Annotated in this window: 20 protein-coding genes; 7 read left to right on the top strand and 13 right to left on the bottom strand. The window is 70.8% G+C overall.

Annotated features, from left to right (window positions below):
* Together VGZ23_00445 and VGZ23_00440 are read right to left on the bottom strand one after the other, a co-directional pair.
* A complete protein-coding gene (locus tag VGZ23_00445; GenBank protein ID HEV2356080.1) occupies positions 1 to 1,170 on the bottom strand; it encodes an alanine--glyoxylate aminotransferase family protein in 1,170 nt (389 codons plus the stop codon).
* Positions 1,171 to 1,580: 410 nt separating this feature from the next.
* Positions 1,581 to 2,750 carry an adenylate/guanylate cyclase domain-containing protein gene (locus tag VGZ23_00440; GenBank protein HEV2356079.1) on the bottom strand — a complete coding sequence of 390 codons (1,170 nt, stop codon included), beginning with the start codon at positions 2,748 to 2,750 and terminating at the stop codon, positions 1,581 to 1,583.
* 114 nt (positions 2,751 to 2,864) lie between these two features.
* On the opposite strand from VGZ23_00440, the gene VGZ23_00435 reads away from it, so the two are divergent.
* A complete protein-coding gene (locus VGZ23_00435) occupies positions 2,865 to 3,092 on the top strand; it encodes an amino acid transport protein (GenBank protein ID HEV2356078.1) in 228 nt (75 codons plus the stop codon).
* Positions 3,093 to 3,115: 23 nt separating this feature from the next.
* Here the strand turns inward: VGZ23_00435 and VGZ23_00430 are convergent, their stop codons facing one another.
* The 3 genes from VGZ23_00430 to VGZ23_00420 all read right to left on the bottom strand — a co-directional run bounded on the left by VGZ23_00430 (position 3,116) and on the right by VGZ23_00420 (position 5,343).
* The gene (locus tag VGZ23_00430; protein HEV2356077.1) at positions 3,116 to 3,829 is read right to left on the bottom strand and encodes a hypothetical protein; all 714 of its coding nucleotides are present in this window, start codon (positions 3,827 to 3,829) and stop codon (positions 3,116 to 3,118) included.
* A gap of 68 nt (positions 3,830 to 3,897) precedes the next feature.
* Positions 3,898 to 4,365, bottom strand: coding sequence for a pyridoxamine 5'-phosphate oxidase family protein (locus VGZ23_00425; GenBank protein HEV2356076.1), 468 nt, complete (start codon positions 4,363 to 4,365; stop codon positions 3,898 to 3,900).
* Between the two features lie 51 nt (positions 4,366 to 4,416).
* Positions 4,417 to 5,343, bottom strand: a complete 927-nt coding sequence (locus tag VGZ23_00420; GenBank protein HEV2356075.1) for a LysR family transcriptional regulator — start codon at positions 5,341 to 5,343, stop codon at positions 4,417 to 4,419.
* Positions 5,344 to 5,430: 87 nt separating this feature from the next.
* Here VGZ23_00420 and selD point away from each other — a divergent pair, with 87 nt between their 5' ends.
* Entirely contained in the window at positions 5,431 to 6,480 is a 1,050-nt protein-coding gene (selD, locus tag VGZ23_00415; protein HEV2356074.1) for a selenide, water dikinase SelD, read from the top strand.
* 53 nt (positions 6,481 to 6,533) lie between these two features.
* Here the strand turns inward: selD and VGZ23_00410 are convergent, their stop codons facing one another.
* The 5 genes from VGZ23_00410 to VGZ23_00390 form a co-directional block, all read right to left on the bottom strand.
* Complete coding sequence (locus VGZ23_00410) at positions 6,534 to 7,271, bottom strand: luciferase family protein (GenBank protein ID HEV2356073.1); 738 nt, start codon at positions 7,269 to 7,271, stop codon at positions 6,534 to 6,536.
* Positions 7,272 to 7,808: 537 nt separating this feature from the next.
* Positions 7,809 to 8,729 carry a DNA glycosylase gene (locus tag VGZ23_00405; GenBank protein ID HEV2356072.1) on the bottom strand — a complete coding sequence of 307 codons (921 nt, stop codon included), beginning with the start codon at positions 8,727 to 8,729 and terminating at the stop codon, positions 7,809 to 7,811.
* Positions 8,726 to 9,364 (bottom strand): hypothetical protein, encoded by a 639-nt coding sequence (locus VGZ23_00400; GenBank protein HEV2356071.1) that lies wholly within the window; start codon positions 9,362 to 9,364, stop codon positions 8,726 to 8,728. Before VGZ23_00400 ends, VGZ23_00405 begins: the two co-directional genes overlap by 4 nt.
* A gap of 56 nt (positions 9,365 to 9,420) precedes the next feature.
* A complete protein-coding gene (locus VGZ23_00395; GenBank protein ID HEV2356070.1) occupies positions 9,421 to 9,933 on the bottom strand; it encodes an 8-oxo-dGTP diphosphatase in 513 nt (170 codons plus the stop codon).
* On the bottom strand, positions 9,930 to 10,739 hold the full coding sequence (locus VGZ23_00390; protein ID HEV2356069.1) for a tetratricopeptide repeat protein: 810 nt from the start codon (positions 10,737 to 10,739) through the stop codon (positions 9,930 to 9,932). The genes VGZ23_00395 and VGZ23_00390 overlap by 4 nt, the downstream gene beginning before the upstream one ends.
* A gap of 465 nt (positions 10,740 to 11,204) precedes the next feature.
* Between VGZ23_00390 and VGZ23_00385 the strand changes: the two genes are divergently transcribed.
* The 3 genes from VGZ23_00385 to VGZ23_00375 all read left to right on the top strand — a co-directional run bounded on the left by VGZ23_00385 (position 11,205) and on the right by VGZ23_00375 (position 12,931).
* Complete coding sequence (locus tag VGZ23_00385) at positions 11,205 to 11,981, top strand: SIMPL domain-containing protein (protein ID HEV2356068.1); 777 nt, start codon at positions 11,205 to 11,207, stop codon at positions 11,979 to 11,981.
* Between the two features lie 22 nt (positions 11,982 to 12,003).
* On the top strand, positions 12,004 to 12,339 hold the full coding sequence (locus tag VGZ23_00380) for a cupin domain-containing protein (GenBank protein ID HEV2356067.1): 336 nt from the start codon (positions 12,004 to 12,006) through the stop codon (positions 12,337 to 12,339).
* A 118-nt stretch (positions 12,340 to 12,457) separates the two neighbouring features.
* Positions 12,458 to 12,931 carry a VOC family protein gene (locus tag VGZ23_00375; protein HEV2356066.1) on the top strand — a complete coding sequence of 158 codons (474 nt, stop codon included), beginning with the start codon at positions 12,458 to 12,460 and terminating at the stop codon, positions 12,929 to 12,931.
* Between the two features lie 31 nt (positions 12,932 to 12,962).
* On the opposite strand, the gene VGZ23_00370 is transcribed toward VGZ23_00375, so the two are convergent.
* The 3 genes from VGZ23_00370 to VGZ23_00360 form a co-directional block, all read right to left on the bottom strand.
* A complete protein-coding gene (locus tag VGZ23_00370) occupies positions 12,963 to 14,333 on the bottom strand; it encodes an MFS transporter (protein HEV2356065.1) in 1,371 nt (456 codons plus the stop codon).
* A gap of 104 nt (positions 14,334 to 14,437) precedes the next feature.
* Positions 14,438 to 16,372 carry an FAD-dependent oxidoreductase gene (locus VGZ23_00365; protein ID HEV2356064.1) on the bottom strand — a complete coding sequence of 645 codons (1,935 nt, stop codon included), beginning with the start codon at positions 16,370 to 16,372 and terminating at the stop codon, positions 14,438 to 14,440.
* A gap of 18 nt (positions 16,373 to 16,390) precedes the next feature.
* Positions 16,391 to 17,845 carry an NAD-dependent succinate-semialdehyde dehydrogenase gene (locus VGZ23_00360; protein HEV2356063.1) on the bottom strand — a complete coding sequence of 485 codons (1,455 nt, stop codon included), beginning with the start codon at positions 17,843 to 17,845 and terminating at the stop codon, positions 16,391 to 16,393.
* 133 nt (positions 17,846 to 17,978) lie between these two features.
* Here VGZ23_00360 and VGZ23_00355 point away from each other — a divergent pair, with 133 nt between their 5' ends.
* Together VGZ23_00355 and VGZ23_00350 are read left to right on the top strand one after the other, a co-directional pair.
* Positions 17,979 to 19,361: an aminotransferase class III-fold pyridoxal phosphate-dependent enzyme gene (locus VGZ23_00355; protein ID HEV2356062.1), complete on the top strand. Its 1,383-nt coding sequence runs from the start codon at positions 17,979 to 17,981 to the stop codon at positions 19,359 to 19,361.
* Positions 19,358 to 20,137: an enoyl-CoA hydratase-related protein gene (locus tag VGZ23_00350; protein HEV2356061.1), complete on the top strand. Its 780-nt coding sequence runs from the start codon at positions 19,358 to 19,360 to the stop codon at positions 20,135 to 20,137. The genes VGZ23_00355 and VGZ23_00350 overlap by 4 nt, the downstream gene beginning before the upstream one ends.
* Positions 20,138 to 20,154 lie beyond the last annotated feature (17 nt).

Below are 20,154 nucleotides of genomic sequence, written 5' to 3'. Positions count from 1 at the left end.
CTACCCCACCGCGGCTTCGAGCACGTCTTTCGCGGCCCGCTGGCCGTCCTCGGTGCGCACCGGGTGTCCGAGGTCGGCGAGGGTCCGCCCGAGAGTCTCGAGCCCGTCGAGCAGCCACTCCGACCGCGTGTAGCCGAGATGGCCGATGCGGATGACGTCGTGCTCGAGGCGCCCGATGCCGCTGCCCAGGAGGACCTGGTACCGCTCGCGGGCATGCGCGACGACCTTGAGGCCGTCGACCTCCTGGGGCATCCGCACCGTCGTGACCGTGTCCACGGCCGCGGCGTCGTCGACGAACGGCTGGAGTCCCATGCCGCGAACGCCGGCCCGGACGAGGCGTGCCATCCGCCGGTGCCGGGCGTAGACCTGCTCGAGCCCCTCCTGCCGAATCAGGCGGAGCGCCGCCTGCACCGCGTACGCGACCGTCACCGCCGTCGTAAACGGCGTGGACGGGTTGGCCAGCCGCGCCGCGGTCCGGGCCCGTGCGAAGTCGAGGTAGAACCGCGGCGTGGCGCAGCGCTCCGCGGCCGCCCAGGCGCGGTCGCCGACGCTCAGGAACGCGAGGCCGGGCGGGCTCATCAGCGCCTTCTGAGAGGCGGCGACCACGACGTCCACTCCCCAGGCATCGGTCGCGAGCGGGATCGCGCCCAGGCTGCTGATCGCGTCGACCATCAGCAGCGCCGGGTGGCCGCCCATCGCCTCGCGAATCGCCCGCACGTCGTTGTGCACGCCCGTACTCGTCTCGCTCTGCGTCACGAGGACGGCCTGATAATCGCCACCGGCATCGGCGCGCAGGCGGGCCGCGACTTCCGCGACGGGCACCCGCTCGCCCCACGGCGCAGTAATCCGGTCCACCGTGGCGCCGAAGCGTTCCGCGACCTCGGCCCACCGCTCGCAGAAATGGCCGTTGTTGACCGACAGGATGCGGTCGCCCGGGGAGATGAGGTTGACCACCGCGGCCTCGAGTCCGCCGGTGCCCGAGGTGACGAAGGTCAGGATGTCGTGGCGCGTCTGAAACACCTCGCGGAGACCCTCGAGGATCTCGCGCATGATCGCGCCGAACGCCGGTCCGCGATGGTTGGTCATCTGCCGGTGCATGGCGTCGAGGACCTCGGGCGGCAGGGGCGTGGGTCCGGGGATCAACAGAGTGTCGTCCGGCAACTCGCGCATCGCGGTCCTCCAGGTGCTTGGCATCGACGCGTCCCAGGGGCGCGCCGTTTCAATCATGTGCTCGGGGCACCGCCGCAAAATGACGGCGCTCCCGCCACAGGAGGCGAGAGCGCTCGCGGTGCCACTCCTCTGCCGGCCCCTTGGTATGTGCGTGGGGCGGAGGGCCGGCGCTCGACAGCGATAACGGGCAGACCCGGCGGCCTTGGCGCCGGGACGACCGGGCGCGTTCGGCCGCGGGCTCAGGAGTGGACTAGGTCCGCGATTCCACCGGCTTGCACCCGATCACCGGCTCTCTTAGGGGATCGCGCGACTTCGGGTCTCCGTCATCGCCCGTATGATTTTCTGCATCATAACAGACCGCCGCAGAATGGGTCAACACAGTACTCTCGCCAATGAGAACGCCAGGATTTTTATTCTGCGGCCTTTATCCGGGGCGGCGGGAAGTCGACGGACAGGCCGTCCGCCTCGACCTGGAAGAGCGCTTCGGCATTCGCCAGACCGGGCAGGCGATGCCGGCCCAGGCTGCGGAAGCGAATGCCGGCCGGTACCGATCCCTCCACGGCTGCCTTCGTCTCACCGGAAATGACGATCTGTCCCCCGTGGGCCGCCGCGCAGACGCGGGCCGCCGTGTGGACGGGTAGGCCGATGTAGCCAACATCGGTGAGGGTTGGCCGGCCGCTGTGGATACCGATGCGGACCCGGACGTCAAGATCGTCGGGCCAATCGCGCTGGCGCAGCGCCTGCTGGACGGACACCGCCGCCCCGACGGCGTCGGCGGCGCGCCCGAAGACCGCGAAGAACTCGTCCGCTCGTGAATCGATCTCGCGGCCGCTCGCCTGCGACACGTTTGCCCGGAGTACGCGTCGGACTCCGTCCAGCAGGTCGCCGTAGCGGTCCTCGAGTCGATGGAGAAGGGCGGTGGAGCGCTCGATATCGGTCATCAGCAGAGTGACGAACCCGGTGGGGAGCGCCGCCGCATCGGTTGCCGTTGCCTGAATCTGCCCGTGCGCGCGGTCGTTTTCGACGACGAAGCGCACGGCGGCCAGCACGGTCTCCACGAGATCCGCATCGTCGAGCACCGCCGGATCGTGCACCAGCGCAGTCATCGGTCGACCGTGGCGCTCGAGATAGGTCACCGCGCGCCGCCCCTCTTCGGCGGGGAGCGGGACCGGCTTGCCCGCGGCGTCGAGGTATGCTCCCGCTGCGTCCGACCAGTGGAGGACCGTGAGGGTCGGATCCCGGAGGACGCGGCGCAAGCGCTGTTCGAGCTCACCGGGAGCCCCGTTCCGGCCGAGCTCGATGACGAGGCGACCGGTCTTCCCCAGTTTCTGCTCGTATTGCAGCTGACCCGTGATGAAACCGACAGGCACAAGCCCGTACTTCTTCGCCGCGTTCAGCAGCCGCTTGCGGGCGCGCTCCCGCGCGGCATCGTCCTCGAAGGCGACCTGGTTGAAGCGCGCGAGCGCGTTCCGCACGTGCGCCTCGTCGTGGATCGGCAGCCGCCGCCGGCCGCGAGCGTCGATGTAGGCGAAAGCGCTGTTCGGAAGGCCGGCCCGCTTGCCGGCGTCGAGCCGAGACATATCGGAATTGTATTGAAGGATTCCATCCCGGTTTCCTCTTCGTTCTCGGCTGCTGTGCGGCCGAGGGTCACCCAAGTTTCGCCCGGCCGTGTCTATTCCCGCACGCGCGCGGGCATGAATCGGTACGAGATGCTGAGCTTCACGCCGGCAACCTTGATTCTCGGCGGCTTCTTCAGCCTCATCGGCATGGCGGCGATCGCCTATGGCCGGAAAACCGACCGGATCGGGGCCGTCATCGGAGGCAGCGTCCTAACCGTCTTTCCGCTCTTCGTCGGCAGCCCGGTGCTGATCGCGGTGATCGGGACGGCCCTCATGTTCGGCATCTGGCTGTTCCCGGAATAGAGCCCGAGGCGTTGTGAACGTTCTCAGGCGGCGGCCGGGGCTGGGACCCGCGGGCCGACTCGAACGCTGTGCGGGCGCGCGGCGGCGATCAACAGCGGCGTAGCGGCCATCGCCAGAATATCGAACAGCACGTAGCCGCTCGCCGCACCGGACGGCGGGTTGCCGTCCGGGATCCCGATACCCGGCACGAACGCCGCCCAACGCCACGTTCCGAGCGCCGTTCCGTACAGTTCCAGCCAGGCGACCATCAGAAAGACACCTCCGTACACCGTCGGGGCCGGCCCGCGGACCAGATAGGTCGAAAACACCAAGACCCCGACTGCGCCAAACACGTCCACTCTCCCGAGGACGCCCGAGAGACCGACGGCGGCCCAGGCGACGCCGAGCGCGAACACGAGCCGGACGAAGCTCCGGGCATGGCGAATCACCGGTGCGAGGCGGCTGACCTGGAGGCCGGTCAGGTACACGAGCCCGTGACCGGGCGGCACGAACAGGGGCAGATTGCCGAGCCGGTACCGGTACAGTCCCCAGAGGACCGAACCGATGACCTCGAAGCACGTGGCCACGAGCACCACCACCACGACCTGCACGCGGTCTTCGGTGGACAGGGGCCGGCAGGCCACAACGAGCACGGCGGCCGTCACGCACCCGAGTACCACTTGCCCGCCGCGGTCGACAAACTGGTCCACGGCGAGCAGGGCGGCGGCGTACAGCACGAGCGCGGCGACCTGCACCATACACCCTGCCGTTCGCACCGCGGCCGGGATCGGATTGGAGAACGCATGGGCCGTTTAGTCGCAGCCGGCTACCCGGCCGGATCGATCTCTTCGCGGTGTCCGAATTCCCGGGTGTTGTCGATGAAGAAGACCCTGCGCGGGGTGAATCGGTAGACCCGCGTACCCTCGAGCGCCGCGGCCAGGGCGGGTGGCGGATTTCGCCAGTCGCCGAGGAACGGGTACTTGGCCGCGTACAGCCGCACGGCGCGGTCGGCCGCTCGAATCGGCCCGATTTCGTGGGCCGTCCCCTCCATCTGCATCCCCTGAATCACGCGCCAGTCCCGGTAATCTTCATGGATGGCGATCGCCACGTCCGGATGGTGCGCGATGTTCCGGGAATGGCGGCTCGCGGGATCGGAAAGCCAGTACAACACGAAGGCGTCGTTGACGTAGAAGACCGCGGCCGCCCAGACGTCGCCCGGGCCGGCCGTGGCCACGGTCAGGGTGTTATGCGTCCCCAGATACTCCAACGCCTGGCGGCGCAGCGCGGCGCTCACCCTCGCATCAGCGGCTCCGGCAGAGTTGTGGATCTCCTTCGGCGCCGGCGATCATCCTGTCGCCTGTGGTGCCGCCGGCGCGGCCGCGATGCCCGGCGGCGCCGTGACGAGCGTCAGGAACGCCTGCGCGACGCGGGGCAGCTGCCGGTCGCGGTGCCGGACCAGCCAGATCGTCCGGCGGACCGCGAGCCCCCGCACGGGGATCACGTGGAGCCGGCCGGCCGCGACTTCAAGGTCGATCGCGCAGCGGGAGAGGATCGAGATTCCGAGGTTCGCGATCACGGCCTGCTTGACCGCGTCGACGCCTTCGAGTTCCAGCGCCGGCGTGACATACACGCCGGCGCGGTGCAGCGCGTCGTCGAGCAGCTCGCGGCTGCCCGACCCGCGCTCGCGCAGGACGAAGGGCTCCGCCGCGAGGTCACCGACCGCGACCTCGGACAGGCCGGCGAACCGGTGCGCGGGCCCGACGATCAGCACCAGCTCGTCCGTGGCCAGCGGAACGGCCTCGAGATCCGGCAGGGCGATCCGCGAGCCCGTGACCGCGAGGTCGAGCTCGTGCCGCAGCACCATCTCCTGGATCTTTCTCGGCTCGTCGATTCGCAGTGCGATCTCGAGGCGAGGCAGTTGGGCCTTCAGCCGGCCCAGCAGCGCCGGCAGAATGTAGGTCCCGGGGACCTGCGTCGCGCCGAGCAGGAGCCGGCCGCGCTGCAGCCCCTTGACGTCGTCCATGGCCCGCTGTGCTTCGTCGATCAGCGTGAGGATGCGGCCGGCGTAATCGTAGCAGACCCGCCCCGCCTCGGTCAGACGCACCGACTTGCCCGCGGGCTCGAAGAGCTCCACGCCGAACTGCCGCTCGAGTTCGCCGACCTGAATGCTGACGGAGGGCTGGCTGATCGCCAGTTCTGAGGCCGCGCGCGAGAAGCTGCCGGATCGCGCGACGGCGTGGAAGATTTTCAGCAGGTGGAGATTGATCGCCATGGTGGCCCCGGCGATACTATAGCAGCGGCCGGCCCGTGCTACAATTGATCCCGGCGGCGGCGAGACCGGCCGCCCCCGGGAGGCCGCATGAGCGACCGCGAGCGGATCAGGCTCACCAGCATGGTGGCCTGCGCGGGCTGAGCGTCCAAGCTGAGTCCGAGCGACCTGGCGCAGGTTCTGCGCCACCTGCCACCGATCACCGACCCCAACGTCCTCGTCGGCACGAGCACCGCCGACGACGCGGGCGTCTACCGCCTCGGGCCGGAGATGGCGCTCGTGCAGACGATCGACATCTTCACGCCGGTCGTCGACGATCCGTACTGGTTCGGGATGATCGCGGCGGCGAACGCGCTCAGCGACGTCTACGCGATGGGCGGCACGCCGCGTCTGGCGCTGAATTTCGCGGGCTTCCCCCGCGCGAAACTCCCCCTGAGCGTGCTCGGCGAGATCCTCCGCGGCGGCGCCGACAAGTGCGCGGAAGCGGGGGTGACCATCATCGGCGGGCACACGATCGACGACCCCGAGCCGAAGTACGGGCTGGCCGTGACCGGGTTTGTCCACCCCGACCGCGTCATCACGAACGCGGCGGCCCGCCCCGGCGACCGGCTGGTCCTGACGAAGCCGCTCGGGATGGGCATTCTCACGACCGGACTCAAGCAGGGCAAGGCCCCGCCGGAGGCGGTCGGCGAGGCGATCCGGATCATGGCGGCGCTCAACAAGCCCGCCGCGGAAGTGATGATGGCGGTCGGCGTGTCCGCCGCGACCGATATCACCGGGTTCGGCCTGCTGGGGCACCTGGCGGAGATGACACGCGGGGCCGGGGTCGGCGCGCGCGTCAGGCTTCGCGACGTGCCGATCATCGACGCCGCCTGGCCGCTCGTGCACGCCCACGCGATCCCGGGCGGCACGCAGCGCAACCGCGAGTCGCTGCAGGACGTGGTGTCGTGGGACGGGGTGGGCGAGGACGCCCAAGTGCTCCTCTGCGACGCGCAGACCTCCGGCGGCCTCCTCATCGCGGTACCGGAAGCGCGGTGCGACACGCTCGTGCAGGCGCTGCAGGCGGGCGGCCTGCCCGTGGCCGCGGTGATCGGCGAGATCACCGGACCGGGGCGGGGGGAGATCGCCGTTCTCGGCTGAGCGTCCGGGCGTGGAACGCGCAACGGGAACCGCCGGCCGAGATTCGCCGGCGGTCAGCGCCCGGGCAGGGGCCGGGGCGAGTACCCGGCCGGCACGAGCACGCGGTCCTCGATCTCGCCGACCAGGTCGCCGTGCGCGGCGCTCGTCACGCGCTTGATCTCCTTCCACTCCTCGTCCGCCATGAATTGAGCCCACGCCGCCGTCTTCGTATCCTCGTCCGGCCATGCCAGCAGGTAGACGAACTCCGTCCGCCGGGGGGTCCGCGCCTCCCACATGGCGACGATGTCAAAGCCGTAGCCGCGCATGATGCGCGCGGCGTGGTCGCGGAAGCGCGCATGGAACGCGGGCTTGTTCCGCTCGAAGATCTCGTAGATCCGAAGTTGGTGGATCATCATGGGCCTCCCCGGCGGTTCGGCCTTCCCCGTGACGTCGCTCACGCCGGCCGCGAGGCATCCCCCCGGGCGCGGCTTTGTCCTCTGGGCCACCGCGATGTCGTACGACCGCTGGAGGAGGGCGATCGCCCGCCGCACGTCGGCCGGTTCCCGGATGTAGAAGCTGACCCACCCGCTGTCCGGGAGGACGTGGTGGGGTGCGGCTTGTCCCGCCGCCACCAGCTCGTTCCGCACGTTGGTGGGGACCGGGATATCGACCAGACGATCGCCGTGGACGTGGCCGATCTCGCGGCTGCCCAGGCGGTACTCGGTCCCACCGAACCGGTGCGCCTGCGGGCTGATTCCGTCCCATGTGGATACGATTGCCTTGATCTGATCACCAGCGCCACGAACAGACATGGCGTCCTCCTTGCTCCGGCGAAGGGCCGGCCTTTGCACACCAGAATACCCGCCGCGCCGGCGCCGCTCCACCGGTACAATGGTCGGGAGACCGCCTGTCCCAACGGACAGGCCTGACCGGGAGGGCGCCGGTGCCATCCTGCACGAGAGGCGACACGTGAACGGCGCCGCGTGGTGGCGCAACGCGCGGGGCGAGTATGCGGGCGTCCTGATCGGCGGGGCGGGACTGCTCCTCGGTCTCGCCGGGCTCGGGAGCCTGGGTCGCAAGAACCTCAGCCCGTTCCCTCATCCGAAACGCGGTGCGACGTTGGTGGAAGACGGTGTGTACGCCATGGTCCGGCATCCCATATATGGAGGCGTGAGTCTCGGCGCGTTGGGCTGGGCCCTCGTGTGGCGCAGTCCGGTGACGCTCGGTCTCGGCGTGCTCCTTTTCGCGCTCTTCGATCTCAAGTCGCGCCGCGAGGAGCACTGGCTGGCCCGGACGTACCCGCAATATGCCGGCTACCGCCGGCGCGTCAAGAAGCTCCTCCCGCTCGTCTACGAAACGCCCCGGCTCGAAACCGTGCGCTCGCGGGCCGTGCGCGGCGTAGACGGCGCCGTCCGCCACCGGGCGCGCGCGTACGCGAAGAGGTGCTGCTGCGCGTACCCGGCGAGCGGGCCGAAGCGCTCTCGGGCGAACGCCTGGATGTCCCGCAGCCGCCGGGCCCGGCCCTGGAAATACAGCCGTTCGACCGCGCGGCGGACCCATACGTCGACGGGGAACGCCGCGTGATGGCCGAGGCCGAACAAGAGGACGCAGTCGCCCACTTTCTCGCCGATGCCCGGCACCTCGAGGAGGGCCTCCCGGGCGGCGGCATGATCCAGCCGCGAGAGTGCGGCGAGGTTCAGCCGCCCCGCCGCGACGAGGCGCGATGCGGCGCGCACGTAGGGCGCGCGGTACCCGAGCGCGCAGGCCGCGAGCGTAGGCATCGACGCGGCCGCAAGGCGCTCCGGCGACGGAAACGCCGCGACCCCATCGTCGAGCGGGTCCCCGAGCGCCCGGGCCAGCCGTTCGATCGAATGCCGGATCTTCGGGATGTTGTTGTTCTGCGAGACGATGAACGAGATCAGCATCTCCCAGGGGTCCTGCGCCAGCAGCGCGATGCCCGTCGTCTCCGCCAGCACCCGGGCCAGCACCGGATCGGCCGCGAGCGCGGCCTCCGCGCGGCGGGGATGTCCGCCGCGGGGGGTCACGCCGAGGTAGCGGCGGAGCGTCTCGCGCGCCTCCGGCGTGTCGGGCGCGAGGAGCCGGATGCCGCCGTCGTCCTGCACGAGGCGCACCACGCGCCGCCCGACGACTCCGACGGCGACGGGCGAGACCCGATCGTCCCAGCGCCACCGGAAGGCCTGGCCGGAGTCGAGCGTGCGGCGGAGGTCGACGCCCGCGCTGCCGGCGAGCCGCGTGCCCGCGCCGGTCACGCGTCCAGCAGGTCGACGCCGTCGACGATGAACTGGGACCAAGACTCGAGCCGCGGGTACGCGTCCCGGATCTCCGCCATCGTCGCAAAGGCTCCGGTCAGCTTGGTCGTCTCGCGGATCCGCACGTCGGGCGACGGTACGTCGGCGAGGTAGACGAGACCGAAGTGCACGCGGCCGACCGCCTCGACGTCGTCGTTGAGCGCGCCGATCGGCCGCGCCGTCCAGCCGGCGGGCAGCTCGATTTCTTCCATCAGTTCGCGGGCCATGGCCGCGTCGACCAGCGTGCCTGCCCCGGGCTCGACGGCGGCTCCGGCCGAAGCCCCGGCGAATAAGTCCGCCTGATTGTCCACCGGATTGATATGACCTCCGAGGCCGACCGAGAGTTTCTCCCTGAGGCGCGTTTCCGAGCCGCGCCGCGTGCGGCCGGCGAGAAAGATCCGGGCGTCGTGCCGGACGACCGCGTACGGGATGATCTGCTTGAGAGAGGGGTCTTCCTCCACTTGGTCCCGGCGCGCAAAAAACGCATGCGCGGCGATGGCCGCGAGATATGCCGACAATCCCTCGCGGCTGAAGCCGTAGAAACCGCCGTTCGGAAACAGCCGGGCGCGCGGCACGACGAGGACTTGTTCGGGCACGGAAGGGTGTTAGTGTTCGGGCGCAGGGAATCCTGGCGGGCGGCCGCGGCGACCGCTCAACTCATCTGCAACCGGTATCCCAGCATGCTGTCGGCGTCGTCGGTGGCGGAATCGATCTTTGCCATGAGCACGCCCGGCTCGGCCGACCACAGGTGCGGCAGGATCACCGGAATGTCCGAGACCACCGGCAACGCGGCGATCTCGTCCATGCGGACCCACCGCAGCTCGCCTTCGTCGTCGGTGATCGGACCGGCCTCGCCGGCCGGCCGCTCGGCCACGAAGGCAAACAGCAGCCACTGGGCCCCGGTGTCGCGGACGATGACGGTCAGGACAGCGCGCAGGCGGACGTGGGGCAGGTCGAAGCCCGTCTCTTCGCGGATCTCGCGCAGACAGGCCTCGTACGGGTCCTCGTCCGTCTCGACCTTCCCGCCCGGGGCGTTGTAGCGCCCCTCGTTGGGCGGGTGCCGCCGGCGCAGGAGCAGTATGCGATCGCCGTCCCGCACGAAGCAGAGCGTGCGGACGTCGACGCGTCGTGCCGCCCTACCCCCGCGGGGTGCACCCGGCCCTATTGGGCGGCCTTCAGGTGGTTGAGGTGCGCCTGCGCCCAGCCGCCAAACACGGCGTCGTAGAAGCTGCCGTGAATGGTGAGGGCCGCCTCGAACTCGCGCATCGCGTCGGCCTTCCTGCCGGCGCGCTCATAGACCCGCCCCAACGTAATGTGGTAGAGGGCATACTTCGGATCCAACTGGATCGCGTTGCGAAGCTCCGTGATCGCCTCGGCGTTGTGGTTGAAGAGGGCGAGCGCCGCGCCGTACCGCCAGTGCAGGTCCGCCTGCATCGGGGAGGCGTCGACGGCGGCCTTGACGTTGGGGAGCGACAGCACGGTCGCCGGCTGCCACTGGAACGGCGTATCGTTCTGCACCTTGTTGTTCATGACGACCTGGAAGTGCCAGGTGCCCGTGCTCGACTCGAGATCGGTCCCGAGGATGTAGAGCGGCGCCGCGAACTGGAACGACTGCCACGGCTTGGTATCGCGCCGCTTGGGCGTCCTCGTATCGACGGAATAGGCCAAGCCCGACGGGTCCAGCAGCCGGAGGGTCACCGTCGTGTCGGCCGGTGCGGACTTGACCTTGACGAGCGCGTAGGGCAGATCCGTGGTGGTGAACGAGGTGCCGGGGTTGATGGGTGTGACGTCGCCCTGGCCGAAGAGATTGTCGGACTTGACCCCGTGGGCCAGTACCACGCTGTCGAGCTGGATGGCGACGGGCTGCGCGGGCGCCGACTGCGCGGACGCCGGCACGGTCGCCGGCCCGCCGATCGCGACTGCGATGAGCACGCCGAGTGCCGCGAGTCCCTGGATTGTCGTGTGTCGCACGATCTACTCACCTCCGAACGGCGTACGGCGGACGTTGCGCTCCGCCACCTGGGGCAAACGCCGGAACTGGTGTAGAGGTTCCTTCTTCCCGCTTTTCCCCGGATCGGCCTCGACCTAGCGTGGCGCGAAGTCGAACCGGGGCGCAGACAAGGTTGAAAACGACGGGAGGGGCGCGGTGCCCTGTGGGCCGCCGCTCCCCTCGCCGAATCGCGGGTGGTGCGTGGCAATCGTGTTGGCTTGGATCAGCGGAGGATCAGGTGGCCTGTTGCCCACAAAATGAGGCCGATGAGCGCGAGGAATGCGACAAATGCCACGGGATCCACCTCCTTCCGTACGATCTCCCCTGCCACGGGATTCGCGGCGCGGCAGGGGAATCCTGCCGCGCCGCGAGGTCGGCGCGATGTCTCCGCGCGGCCCGCCGATACTACGGTAGAATGTTCCCAGATCGACGACTGCGGGGGTGATATGCGGACGGTGCGCCGGACCGGCGTGGTGCTCGCTTTCGTGATCGGATTCCTGGGTGCCCTGGGCCAGGCCGCGGTGGGGCAGCCGCCGGCCAACATCACCCCACCGCTTACCCCGGTCCCCGGAACCGCGGGCTCGAGCGTCAGCATTACCGCCGTGTCCGTCGGGGGCCGCGTGGTGTCGGCGACCGGCATCGGCGACGTGTGGGACAGCGGCGCCGCCGCGCGGCAACTCACCGTCACCGTGTATCTTCAGACGCGCGCCAACGGCGCGGACCTTCGGAGCGCCGTCGAGGCGGCCGACCGGAAGGCCGCGGGGGTGCGGGCATCGGTGCAGGCCCTCGGGATTTCCCCCCTGCACATCCGCACCATGGCGATGAGCGTCTCCCCGGAATACGGCCCGACGCCATCCCCTGGGGACGAGCCGGTGATCCGCGGGTACATCGTAAACCGCACCCTGCAGGTGGATATTTCCGGTCCCCCTCTGGGCGATGCCGTGATGCGGGCGGTCCTGACGGGCGGCGCGACCTCCGTCTCGGCCTTTCCGAGCGTCCAGCGGATGGCGGTGCCGGGGGAGGCGGCGCTCGCGCCGGCCGTCGGCCAGGCCACCCGGCAGGCCGAGGCGGCGGTCCGCGCGGCCGCGGCGCAGTTGGGCGTGTCGTTGGGCCCACTGCAGCGCCTGACGGTCGGCCCGCCGCACCCGGTCTTCGTCCGGCCGGGCGAAGGCTTGTGGCGGGTCGAGGTGACCGTAATCTACGCGCTCGCACCATCGCACTGACGCGTCACTCGGGAGGCGACCGATGCCGAGTCACTTCACGTCCGCGGCGGAACTGCGCGGCAAGGAGATCGCGAAAGGCGTCATGATGAAGCCGCTGCCGGGGCGGAACGTCATGCTGAGCTACGTGGAACTGGCCCCCGGCAGCGAAGTCCCGACACACAGCCACCCGCACGAGCAGGGCGGCATGGTCGTCGAGGGGCAGTTCGAGATGTGGATCGGCGACGAGCGCAAGGTGTTGTCCAAGGGCGACATGTACATGATCGCCGGCGGTACCCCGCACGGCGGCCGTCCGGTCAACGGCCGGGCGATCGTCCTGGACGTCTTCCACCCGCTGCGGGAAGAATATCTGACGCCCTGAACCGCCCGGCGGGGTTGACCGGTGGGGGCGGGACGGCCTGTCGATTCCCGGGTCGCCGCACGACTATCCGGTGGTGGAGCATTCCGGTCGTGCGCCGTACCCCAAGGAGGACATGGCGATGCAGAAGATCACGCCGTTTCTGTGGTTCGATGATCAGGCGGAAGAGGCGGCGCGCCTGTATGTCTCGATCTTCAAGAACTCGAAGATCCTGAGCGTCACCCGCTACGGAGACGCCGGCCCGGGACCGAAGGGCGCCGTGATGGTGGTCACGTTCGAGCTGGAGGGACAGAAGTTCATGGCGTTAAACGGCGGCCCGCAGTTCACATTCACCGAAGCGGTCTCGTTTCTCGTCACCTGTGAGACGCAGCGGGAAATCGACGCGTTGTGGGAGGCGCTGTCGGCGGGCGGCGCACCGGGTCCGTGCGGCTGGCTCAAAGACACGTTTGGGTTGTCGTGGCAGATCGTTCCCAGCGTCTTGGGCACGATGCTGCAGGACAAGGATCCCCAGAAATCGCAACGCGTCATGCAGGCGATGTTGGGGATGGAGAAGATCGACATCGCGCACTTGAAGCAGGCCTACGATCAAGCGTAGGCCTGCGCGCGCCATCCGCGGCGCCGTTCCGTCACGGGCCGCCGCGCGCCCGGTCCCGAAGCAGTGACAGCGCCGTCGAGAGCAGGCAGAGGATGATCGTCGCCAGGTAGACGTCCTGGATGCCGCGGGCGAGCGCCGCGGGAGCGATGCCGCCGCCCCCGCCGGCTGCGGCGCCCAGCCGCGCCTGCAGCAGCGTGGCCGCGAGCGTGAGGCCGGTGATCATCCCGACGCTCCGCATCATCGCGAGCACCCCGCCCGCGACGCCGCGTTTGTCGCGCGGCGCGTTGTTCATGATCACGGCGTCGTTGGGCGCGATGAAGAGCCCCAGGCCGAAGTCGAACACCACCATGGCCGCGGCGAGCGCCCCGTACCCGTGCGCCGGCGACACCCGCGTGAAGAGAAAGCCGCCGGCCGTGGCGATCGCCATGCCGAGCGGTGCCAGCACGTGCGAGCCGGCGCGGTCGGACAACGGACCGCCGAGCAACGATCCCGCGGCGAGGGCGGCTGGCATCGGCGCCATCGCAATGCCCACGCGCCCCGGGCTGTAGTGCAGTAGGTGCTGGAGATAGAACGGCACGACGAACACGACGGTGAACGAGCCCGCGTAGGCGCAGAGCTTGGCGGCGTTGGCGCGCGCGAAGACACGATTGTGAAACAGCGAGAGATCGAGCATTGGAGGCCGGACCCGCGCCTCGATCGAGAAGAATGCCGCCACGAGCGCCGCCCCCCCGGCGAGCAGGGCGTCCACCGGAGCGGCGGTCCAGCCGGAAACCGGGCCGAGACTCGCGCCGAGCAGGAGCGCGCCGAGGCCCCCGCCGAACGTCACGGCTCCCGCGACGTCGAACCGTTCCCGCGGGCCAGGCCGTTCGAGCGGCGGCAGGACGCGCCGGGCGAGCAACATCGTCCCAATCGCGACCGGGACGTTGACGTAGAAGATCATCCGCCAGCCGAACGTCTGGATCAGCAGGCCGCCGACCACGGGGCCGACCACCAGCGCGACCGACACCGCGGTTTCCAGCACGCCGAGCGCGGTCCCCATGCGCTCGGCCGCGACCGTGTATGCCAGGATCGCCACGCTGTTCGCGACCAGCATCGCCGACCCCACGGCCTGCAGCACCCGAAACCCGATGAGTGCGCCGATGCCGGTCGCGGCGCCGCAGAGGACCGACCCCGCGAGAAACACCGCAAAGCCGGCGACATAGATCCGCTTGTGCCCGACCATGTCGGAGACGCGGCCGAAGACGGCGACGAGACTGGAGGACGTCAGGAGATACGCGACGCCCACCCACCCGACGATGGAGACGGGCACGCGGAACGTCGCCGTGAAGGTCGGGTACGCGACGGTGACGACGCTGGAGTCGAGCGCGCCCATGAACGTGCCGAGGCAGACCGTCGCGATCACCGGCCAGGGCAGCCGGGGCAGGGCGGGGACGCGATGCGGCGCGCGTGCGCCCGGGGCATCGCCGATGGGCCGGGCCGCGTTCGTGACCGGCCGCTCCCGCGGTTTCAGCCGCCGCCGCGATCGCGCTCGATCGCGGACCGGACAATCGCGCCGAGCCAGCGGGCGAAATCGGCGCGCGTGGGCGGATCGGCGAGCGGGTTGTCCGGCGGCGGGCTCGCGCCGGGGATGGCGCTGGCGAGGGCCTGGATCGCGGCGTCGCGGGGCATCGGGACCGGCGCGTCGCCGAACGTCAGGCTGAGCGCCGCGGGGTTCGCGCCGGCGCCCGCAGCCTGCACCAGCTCCGCCGTCGCGATGATCGCCCGCTTGGCGTCCAGCTGGGTCAACGGCTCGTCGGGCCGGAACGACAGCGTGTCCGTACTACCCGGCCAGACGTTGGCCACGGCGAGGAGCTGGGTGGCGAAAAACGCGCGATGCCCGAGCGGGACGTCGTCGTACCAGTACAGCGGGATGCCCTGATCCAGCGCCAGCACCTGCAGGCGCAGCACGAGCCAGGGACTGTCGTGAACCTCGTGCGCCGTGCGGCCGGCGCGCAGGCAGAACGCCGCCAGCACCGCCGCGGCCTCGCCGACCGCCCACTCCACCGGGTGGACGCGGTACGCGCCGTTGGTCAGATGCGTGGTCCCGAGGCTCTTGCCCGCGGCCAGTAGGTTGACCGTCCGGACCGGGATGAGCGCGCCGAGCGGAATCTGAAACGGCCGGGCCGGGATGGTCACGGTGTTCACGCTGCAGCCATGCAGGTCGATCGGATACAGGCCGATGCCCGCGGCCGCGGTCTGCGGCGCGGCCCGCGCCCCGGGCTGCGCGGATGCGGCGATGTCCGGCTCGCGGATCGTCGTCAGGGCCCGGAGGCGCCGTCCTTCGCGGATGTACGGCATCTGCGACAGGCCGTCGACGCTGCCCATGAGGTCCGGCCGGGGCCGCAGCTCCGGATAGCCGGTGCCGCCGTCGTCCCGCGGCGCTTCGGTCTGGAGCCAGTACAGAAACCCGAAGCTCAAGAGACGCGCGTCTTGATGCAGCCGCGCCTGCTCGGCCGGCGGCCGGTCGACCGGCGAGGGGCCGCGGTAGTCGTTGCTGGTCCAGTTGACGATGCTGACGTCATTGGGCACCTGCGGATCCTCGAAGTTCGAGGCGTCGAGCGCCCGCCGGTAGGTCCAGAACGCGCCGTGCGTGCCGGGCGCCCGGCCGAACATCTGATACGCCGGGGCCTCCGGATCGGTCGTCCGGTACACGAACGAGTAGGGCTGCGCCGCGCGGTTGGTGGCGTAGCCGTCGGGCATCGGGATCGTGTGGGTCTCGCCCGGCCGGAATTCGACCGCGAACGAGAAGGTGAGAAACTGGAAGCACGTCGGGTCCGCCGCATCGGGCGCCGAGGGTTCGCCCGTCTCGGCCCGCGATTCGGCCCCCGCCGCGTACGGCGTCGCCGTGAGCGGCAGCAGGTCGCCGAGGTCGGTCGCGTCGAGCGCGAACGCTGTCCGGAACCGGATGAGCGCCCCGCTCTCAGTCTGCCGGGTCAGCACGGACCGGACCTGTCCGCTGAAGACTTCCGCCGCGACCGCGCGGGTGTGATAGAAGATCTGCAGGGCCCCCGAGTTGTGCGGACCGGCCATCATCCCTTCCAGCACCGCCGCCGCGGCGCGCGGTTCGAACGACAGCCCGCTCACCCAGGCGTTGCCGGGGTTAAACGGCCCCCCGAATTCGGCGGCCGGGGAGAGCCGGTAGCGCTCGCGGTAGTAGGCGCGGATCGCGCTGCGGAGTTCATAGTACAGGGCGGTGCCGCCGAACGTCTCGATGTACTCGTGTTCGTCGAAGGCCGACACGCCCTGCGTGCTGATCTGGCCGCCCGGCCAGCCGGTCTCCTCGATCAGGCAGACGCGGAGGCCCAACCGGGCCGCGCGCAGGGCCGCGGCCACGCCGCCGAGGCCGGCGCCGCAGACGAGCACGTCGCACGTGATGTCCGAGACCTGGGAGGTGATCTGCATTCGCCGCGGGCGGCGCGGCTAACTGATGTTGACGGAGATCGACTTGACCTCGGTGTACTCGTGCATCCCGTGGCGGCCGCCCTCGCGCCCGAGGCCGCTCTCCTTGAAACCGCCGAACGGAATCTCGTGCGTGTAGCCGGTGGCGTCGTTGACGCAGACCAGCCCGTACTCCAGCGCTTCGCCGACGCGGACGACGCGTGCGAGGTCCCGCGACGACAGGTACGCGGCCAGGCCGAAGGAGGTGTGGTTGGCGCGCGCGACGACTTCGTCTTCGGTGTCGAAGAGGAGGAGCGGCGCGATCGGGCCGAACGTCTCGTCCTTCGAGACCCGCATCTCTTCGCGCACGTCGGTGAGCACGGTGGGCGCGTAGAAGAACCCGCGCGCGAACGCCCCGTCCGTCAGCCGCCGCCCGCCGGCGAGGGACCGGGCGCCCTGCCCCACGGCTTCCGTCACCATTCCTTCGACCTTCTCCAGCGTCTCGGCGTTGATGAGCGGTCCGACCTGCACGCCGGGCTCCGTGCCGGGCCCGACCTTGATCGCCCGGACCGCGTCGACGAACTTGGGGACGAAGCGGTCGGCGATGCTCCGCTGCACGTAGAGCCGGTTCGCGCAGATGCACGACTGGCCGCCGACCCGCAGGTACTTGATCGCGACCGCGTTCGCGACCGCCCGGTCGAGGTCGGCGTCGTCGAAGACGATGAACGGCGCGTTCCCGCCGAGCTCGAACGTCAGCCGCTTGAGCTGATCGGCGGCCCCCCGCATCAGCATCTTGCCGACCTCGGTCGACCCGGTGAACGCGATCTTGCGCACGCGCGGGTCCCCAAGGAACACCTCGGCGATCGGCGCCGCGCGCCGCCCCACGACGACGTTGAACACCCCGGGCGGCAGGCCGGCCTCCTCGAACGCCCGCGCGATTTCGATCGCGGTCAGCGGCGTCTCTTTCGCCGGCTTCAGCACCACGGTGCATCCGGCGGCGAGGGCGGGGGCGATCTTGCGGAGCACCATGGTCGCGGGGAAGTTCCACGGCGTGATCGCCCCGACGACGCCGAGCGGCTGGTGCACCACCCACAGCCGCTTGTGCGGCACCGGCGGAGGCACGATCTCGCCGTAGACGCGGCGGGCCTCTTCGGCGAACCACGGGAGGTACTGGATCGCGAAGGCGACCTCGCCGCGCGCCTCCGCGACGGGCTTGCCGTTCTCCTCGGTGACGAGGTGCGCCAGCGCGTCGAGCCGGCCCGCGAGAATGTCGCGCGCCTTCAATAGAATGGCGCCGCGTTCGAGCGCCGTGCGCGCCGCCCAACCGGGGAAGGCGCGCGCCGCCGCGTCCACGGCCGCGCGGGCGTCGTCGGGACCGCCGTCCGGGAGGGCGGCGATCGGCTCGGACGTCGCCGGATTCAGCACGTCGAACCGTCCGCGCCCGTTGCCGTCGACCCAGCGTCCGTCGATGAACAGCGGATACTGCTTGACCGCCATTACGGTACCCCCTTCGCGATCCTCGGGTATCGTGACGATTTCCTGCGGGGTCCCGGGGCTTCCTGCACGCGCCGTCGCGGCCCGCGACGATCACGGAGGGGTGACAGACTCCATCGCCGAGAACTGTGTCCCGATGCCCGCGCACCGCCCGCCGTCTCCACCCGCCGTCTGGTACCAGGGCCAAGTCCAGGCGACACTCGCCCGCCGCGGCGGGCCCCTCCGTCTCGTTCGGGGCGCCGGCACGCGCGTGTGGGACGCGGACGGGCGCGGTTACCTCGATGCGCGGTCCGGGCTGTGGGCGGCCCTCGTCGGATACGGCCGCGCCGAGATCATCGACGCGATCGCCGGACAGCTGCGGACGCTGTCTTTTGCGCCGCTGACCGACGCCGCTTCCCCTCTCGTCGAAGCCCTGGCGGAACACCTCCGCACGGTCCTCCCGGGCGACCTCGAGACCATCGTCCCGGTGCCGACGGGGTCGGAAGCCGTCGACACGGCGCTCAAGTTCGCGCGGCTGTACCACAGCGCCGCGGGCGCGGGCCGCCGGCGCGTGATCATCAGCCGGGAGTACTCCGCGCACGGCAGCACGTACGCCGGATCGTCGCTCAGCGATCCCGATCGCGGGCTCCTCCGCGGCATCGGCACGCGCCTGGCGGGCATCCGGTTCGTGCGCGCGCCGTACCGCTACCGGTGCCCGCACTGCGCCGCGTTGGGCGAGTGCACGCTCGCCTGCGCGGACGAAGTCGACCGCGCGATCCTCGACGCGGGGGCGGACCGCGTCGCCGCGGTCTTTGCCGAGCCCGTGCCCGGGCCCGGCGGCGTGCTCGTGCCGCCCGCGGCGTACTGGCCGCGCCTCCGCGAGATCTGCGACCGACACGGCGTCCTGCTCGTCGCGGACGAGGTCGTGACGGGATTCGGCCGCACCGGCCGGTGGTTCGCCTGCGACCACTGGCGGGTCGTCCCAGACATCATGATCCTCGGGAAAGGCATGACCGGCGGTTATCAGACGCTGGCCGCCCTGGCGCTGCGGCGCCGGGTCGCCGAGCGGCTCGCACGCCGGCAGGTTCCCCACGGGTTCACCTACAGCGGGCATCCCGCCGCCTGCGCCGCGGCGCTCGCCTGCCTCGGGATCATCGAGCGCGAAGGCCTCGTCGAGCGGGCCGCGGCCCTCGGCCGCCGGCTGGCAGGCGGGCTCGCCGCGCGTCTGGCCGGCTGTCCGATCGCCGGCGAAATCCGCGGGATCGGCATGATGGCGGCGGTGGAATTGGTCGCCAATCGCGACACGCGCGCCCCGCTGGCGCTGGGGACCCGCGGCCTCGACCGGTTGGAGCGCGAGGTCCGGCAGCGCGGCGTGCTGTGCTTCATCGACAATCCGGTCATCGCGGCGCCGCCGCTGACCATGACCGACCGGGACGCCGACGAACTGGCCGACGCGATCGCCGGCGCGGTCGGCGCGCTGGCCGGCGCGCGGACGCGGACGGCGCGGACGGCCGCCAACATGGGGAGGGAGCGCAGATGACGGGCTCGATGGTCTCGCTCGAGGCGCGCGACGGCATCGTCACGCTGACGATGCGGCGGCCGGAGGCGCTCAACGCGCTCAGCACCGCGCTGTGCCGGGATCTGGCCGCATCACTCGACGAGGCCGGCCGGGATCGGGCGGCCCGCGTGCTCATCCTCACCGGCGAGGGACGGGCGTTTTGCGCCGGGGCCGACCTCCGGGAACGGATCGGCGCCACGGCGGAGGACATGTGGAAGCACAACCGGGCCATTTTTCAGATCCCGCTCGCACTCGAACGGCTGCCGATTCCGACGATCGCGGCGATCAACGGCCTGGCCCTCGGCGGCGGATGCGAGCTCGCGCTCGGCTGCGACCTGCGGTGGGCCGCGGACACCGCGGAGTTGGGGTGCCCCGAGGTGACGAGGGGCATCATGCCCGCGGCCGGCGCGACGCAGCGCCTCGGCCGGTTGATCGGGCCGGCGCGCGCGATGGATCTCGTGCTGACGGGCCGGCGGGTCGGCGCCGCGGAGGCGCACCGCCTCGGTCTGGTCGACGCGGTCGTTCCCGGGGCCGGCCTCGGGGCGGCCGCCGAGGAGGCCGCGCGCACGATCGCGGCGAACGCGCCGCTGGCCGTTCGCTCGGCGCGGGAGGCGATCCGGTTCGGCCTCACGCACCCGTTCGAGGACGGCCTCAAACTCGAAGGCGACCTCCAGCGGATGCTCTATGCGAGCGACGACTGCCGGGAAGGCATCGCCGCGTTTCTGGAACGGCGTCCGCCCCGCTGGACCGGGCGGTAGCCACGGCGGGGCGCCGG

Source organism: bacterium (genome assembly GCA_035945995.1).
Lineage (GTDB): Bacteria > Sysuimicrobiota > Sysuimicrobiia > Sysuimicrobiales > Segetimicrobiaceae > DASSJF01.
The sequence above is the reverse complement of the archived record's forward strand: the minus strand, read 5'-3'. Positions and strand labels throughout refer to the sequence as shown.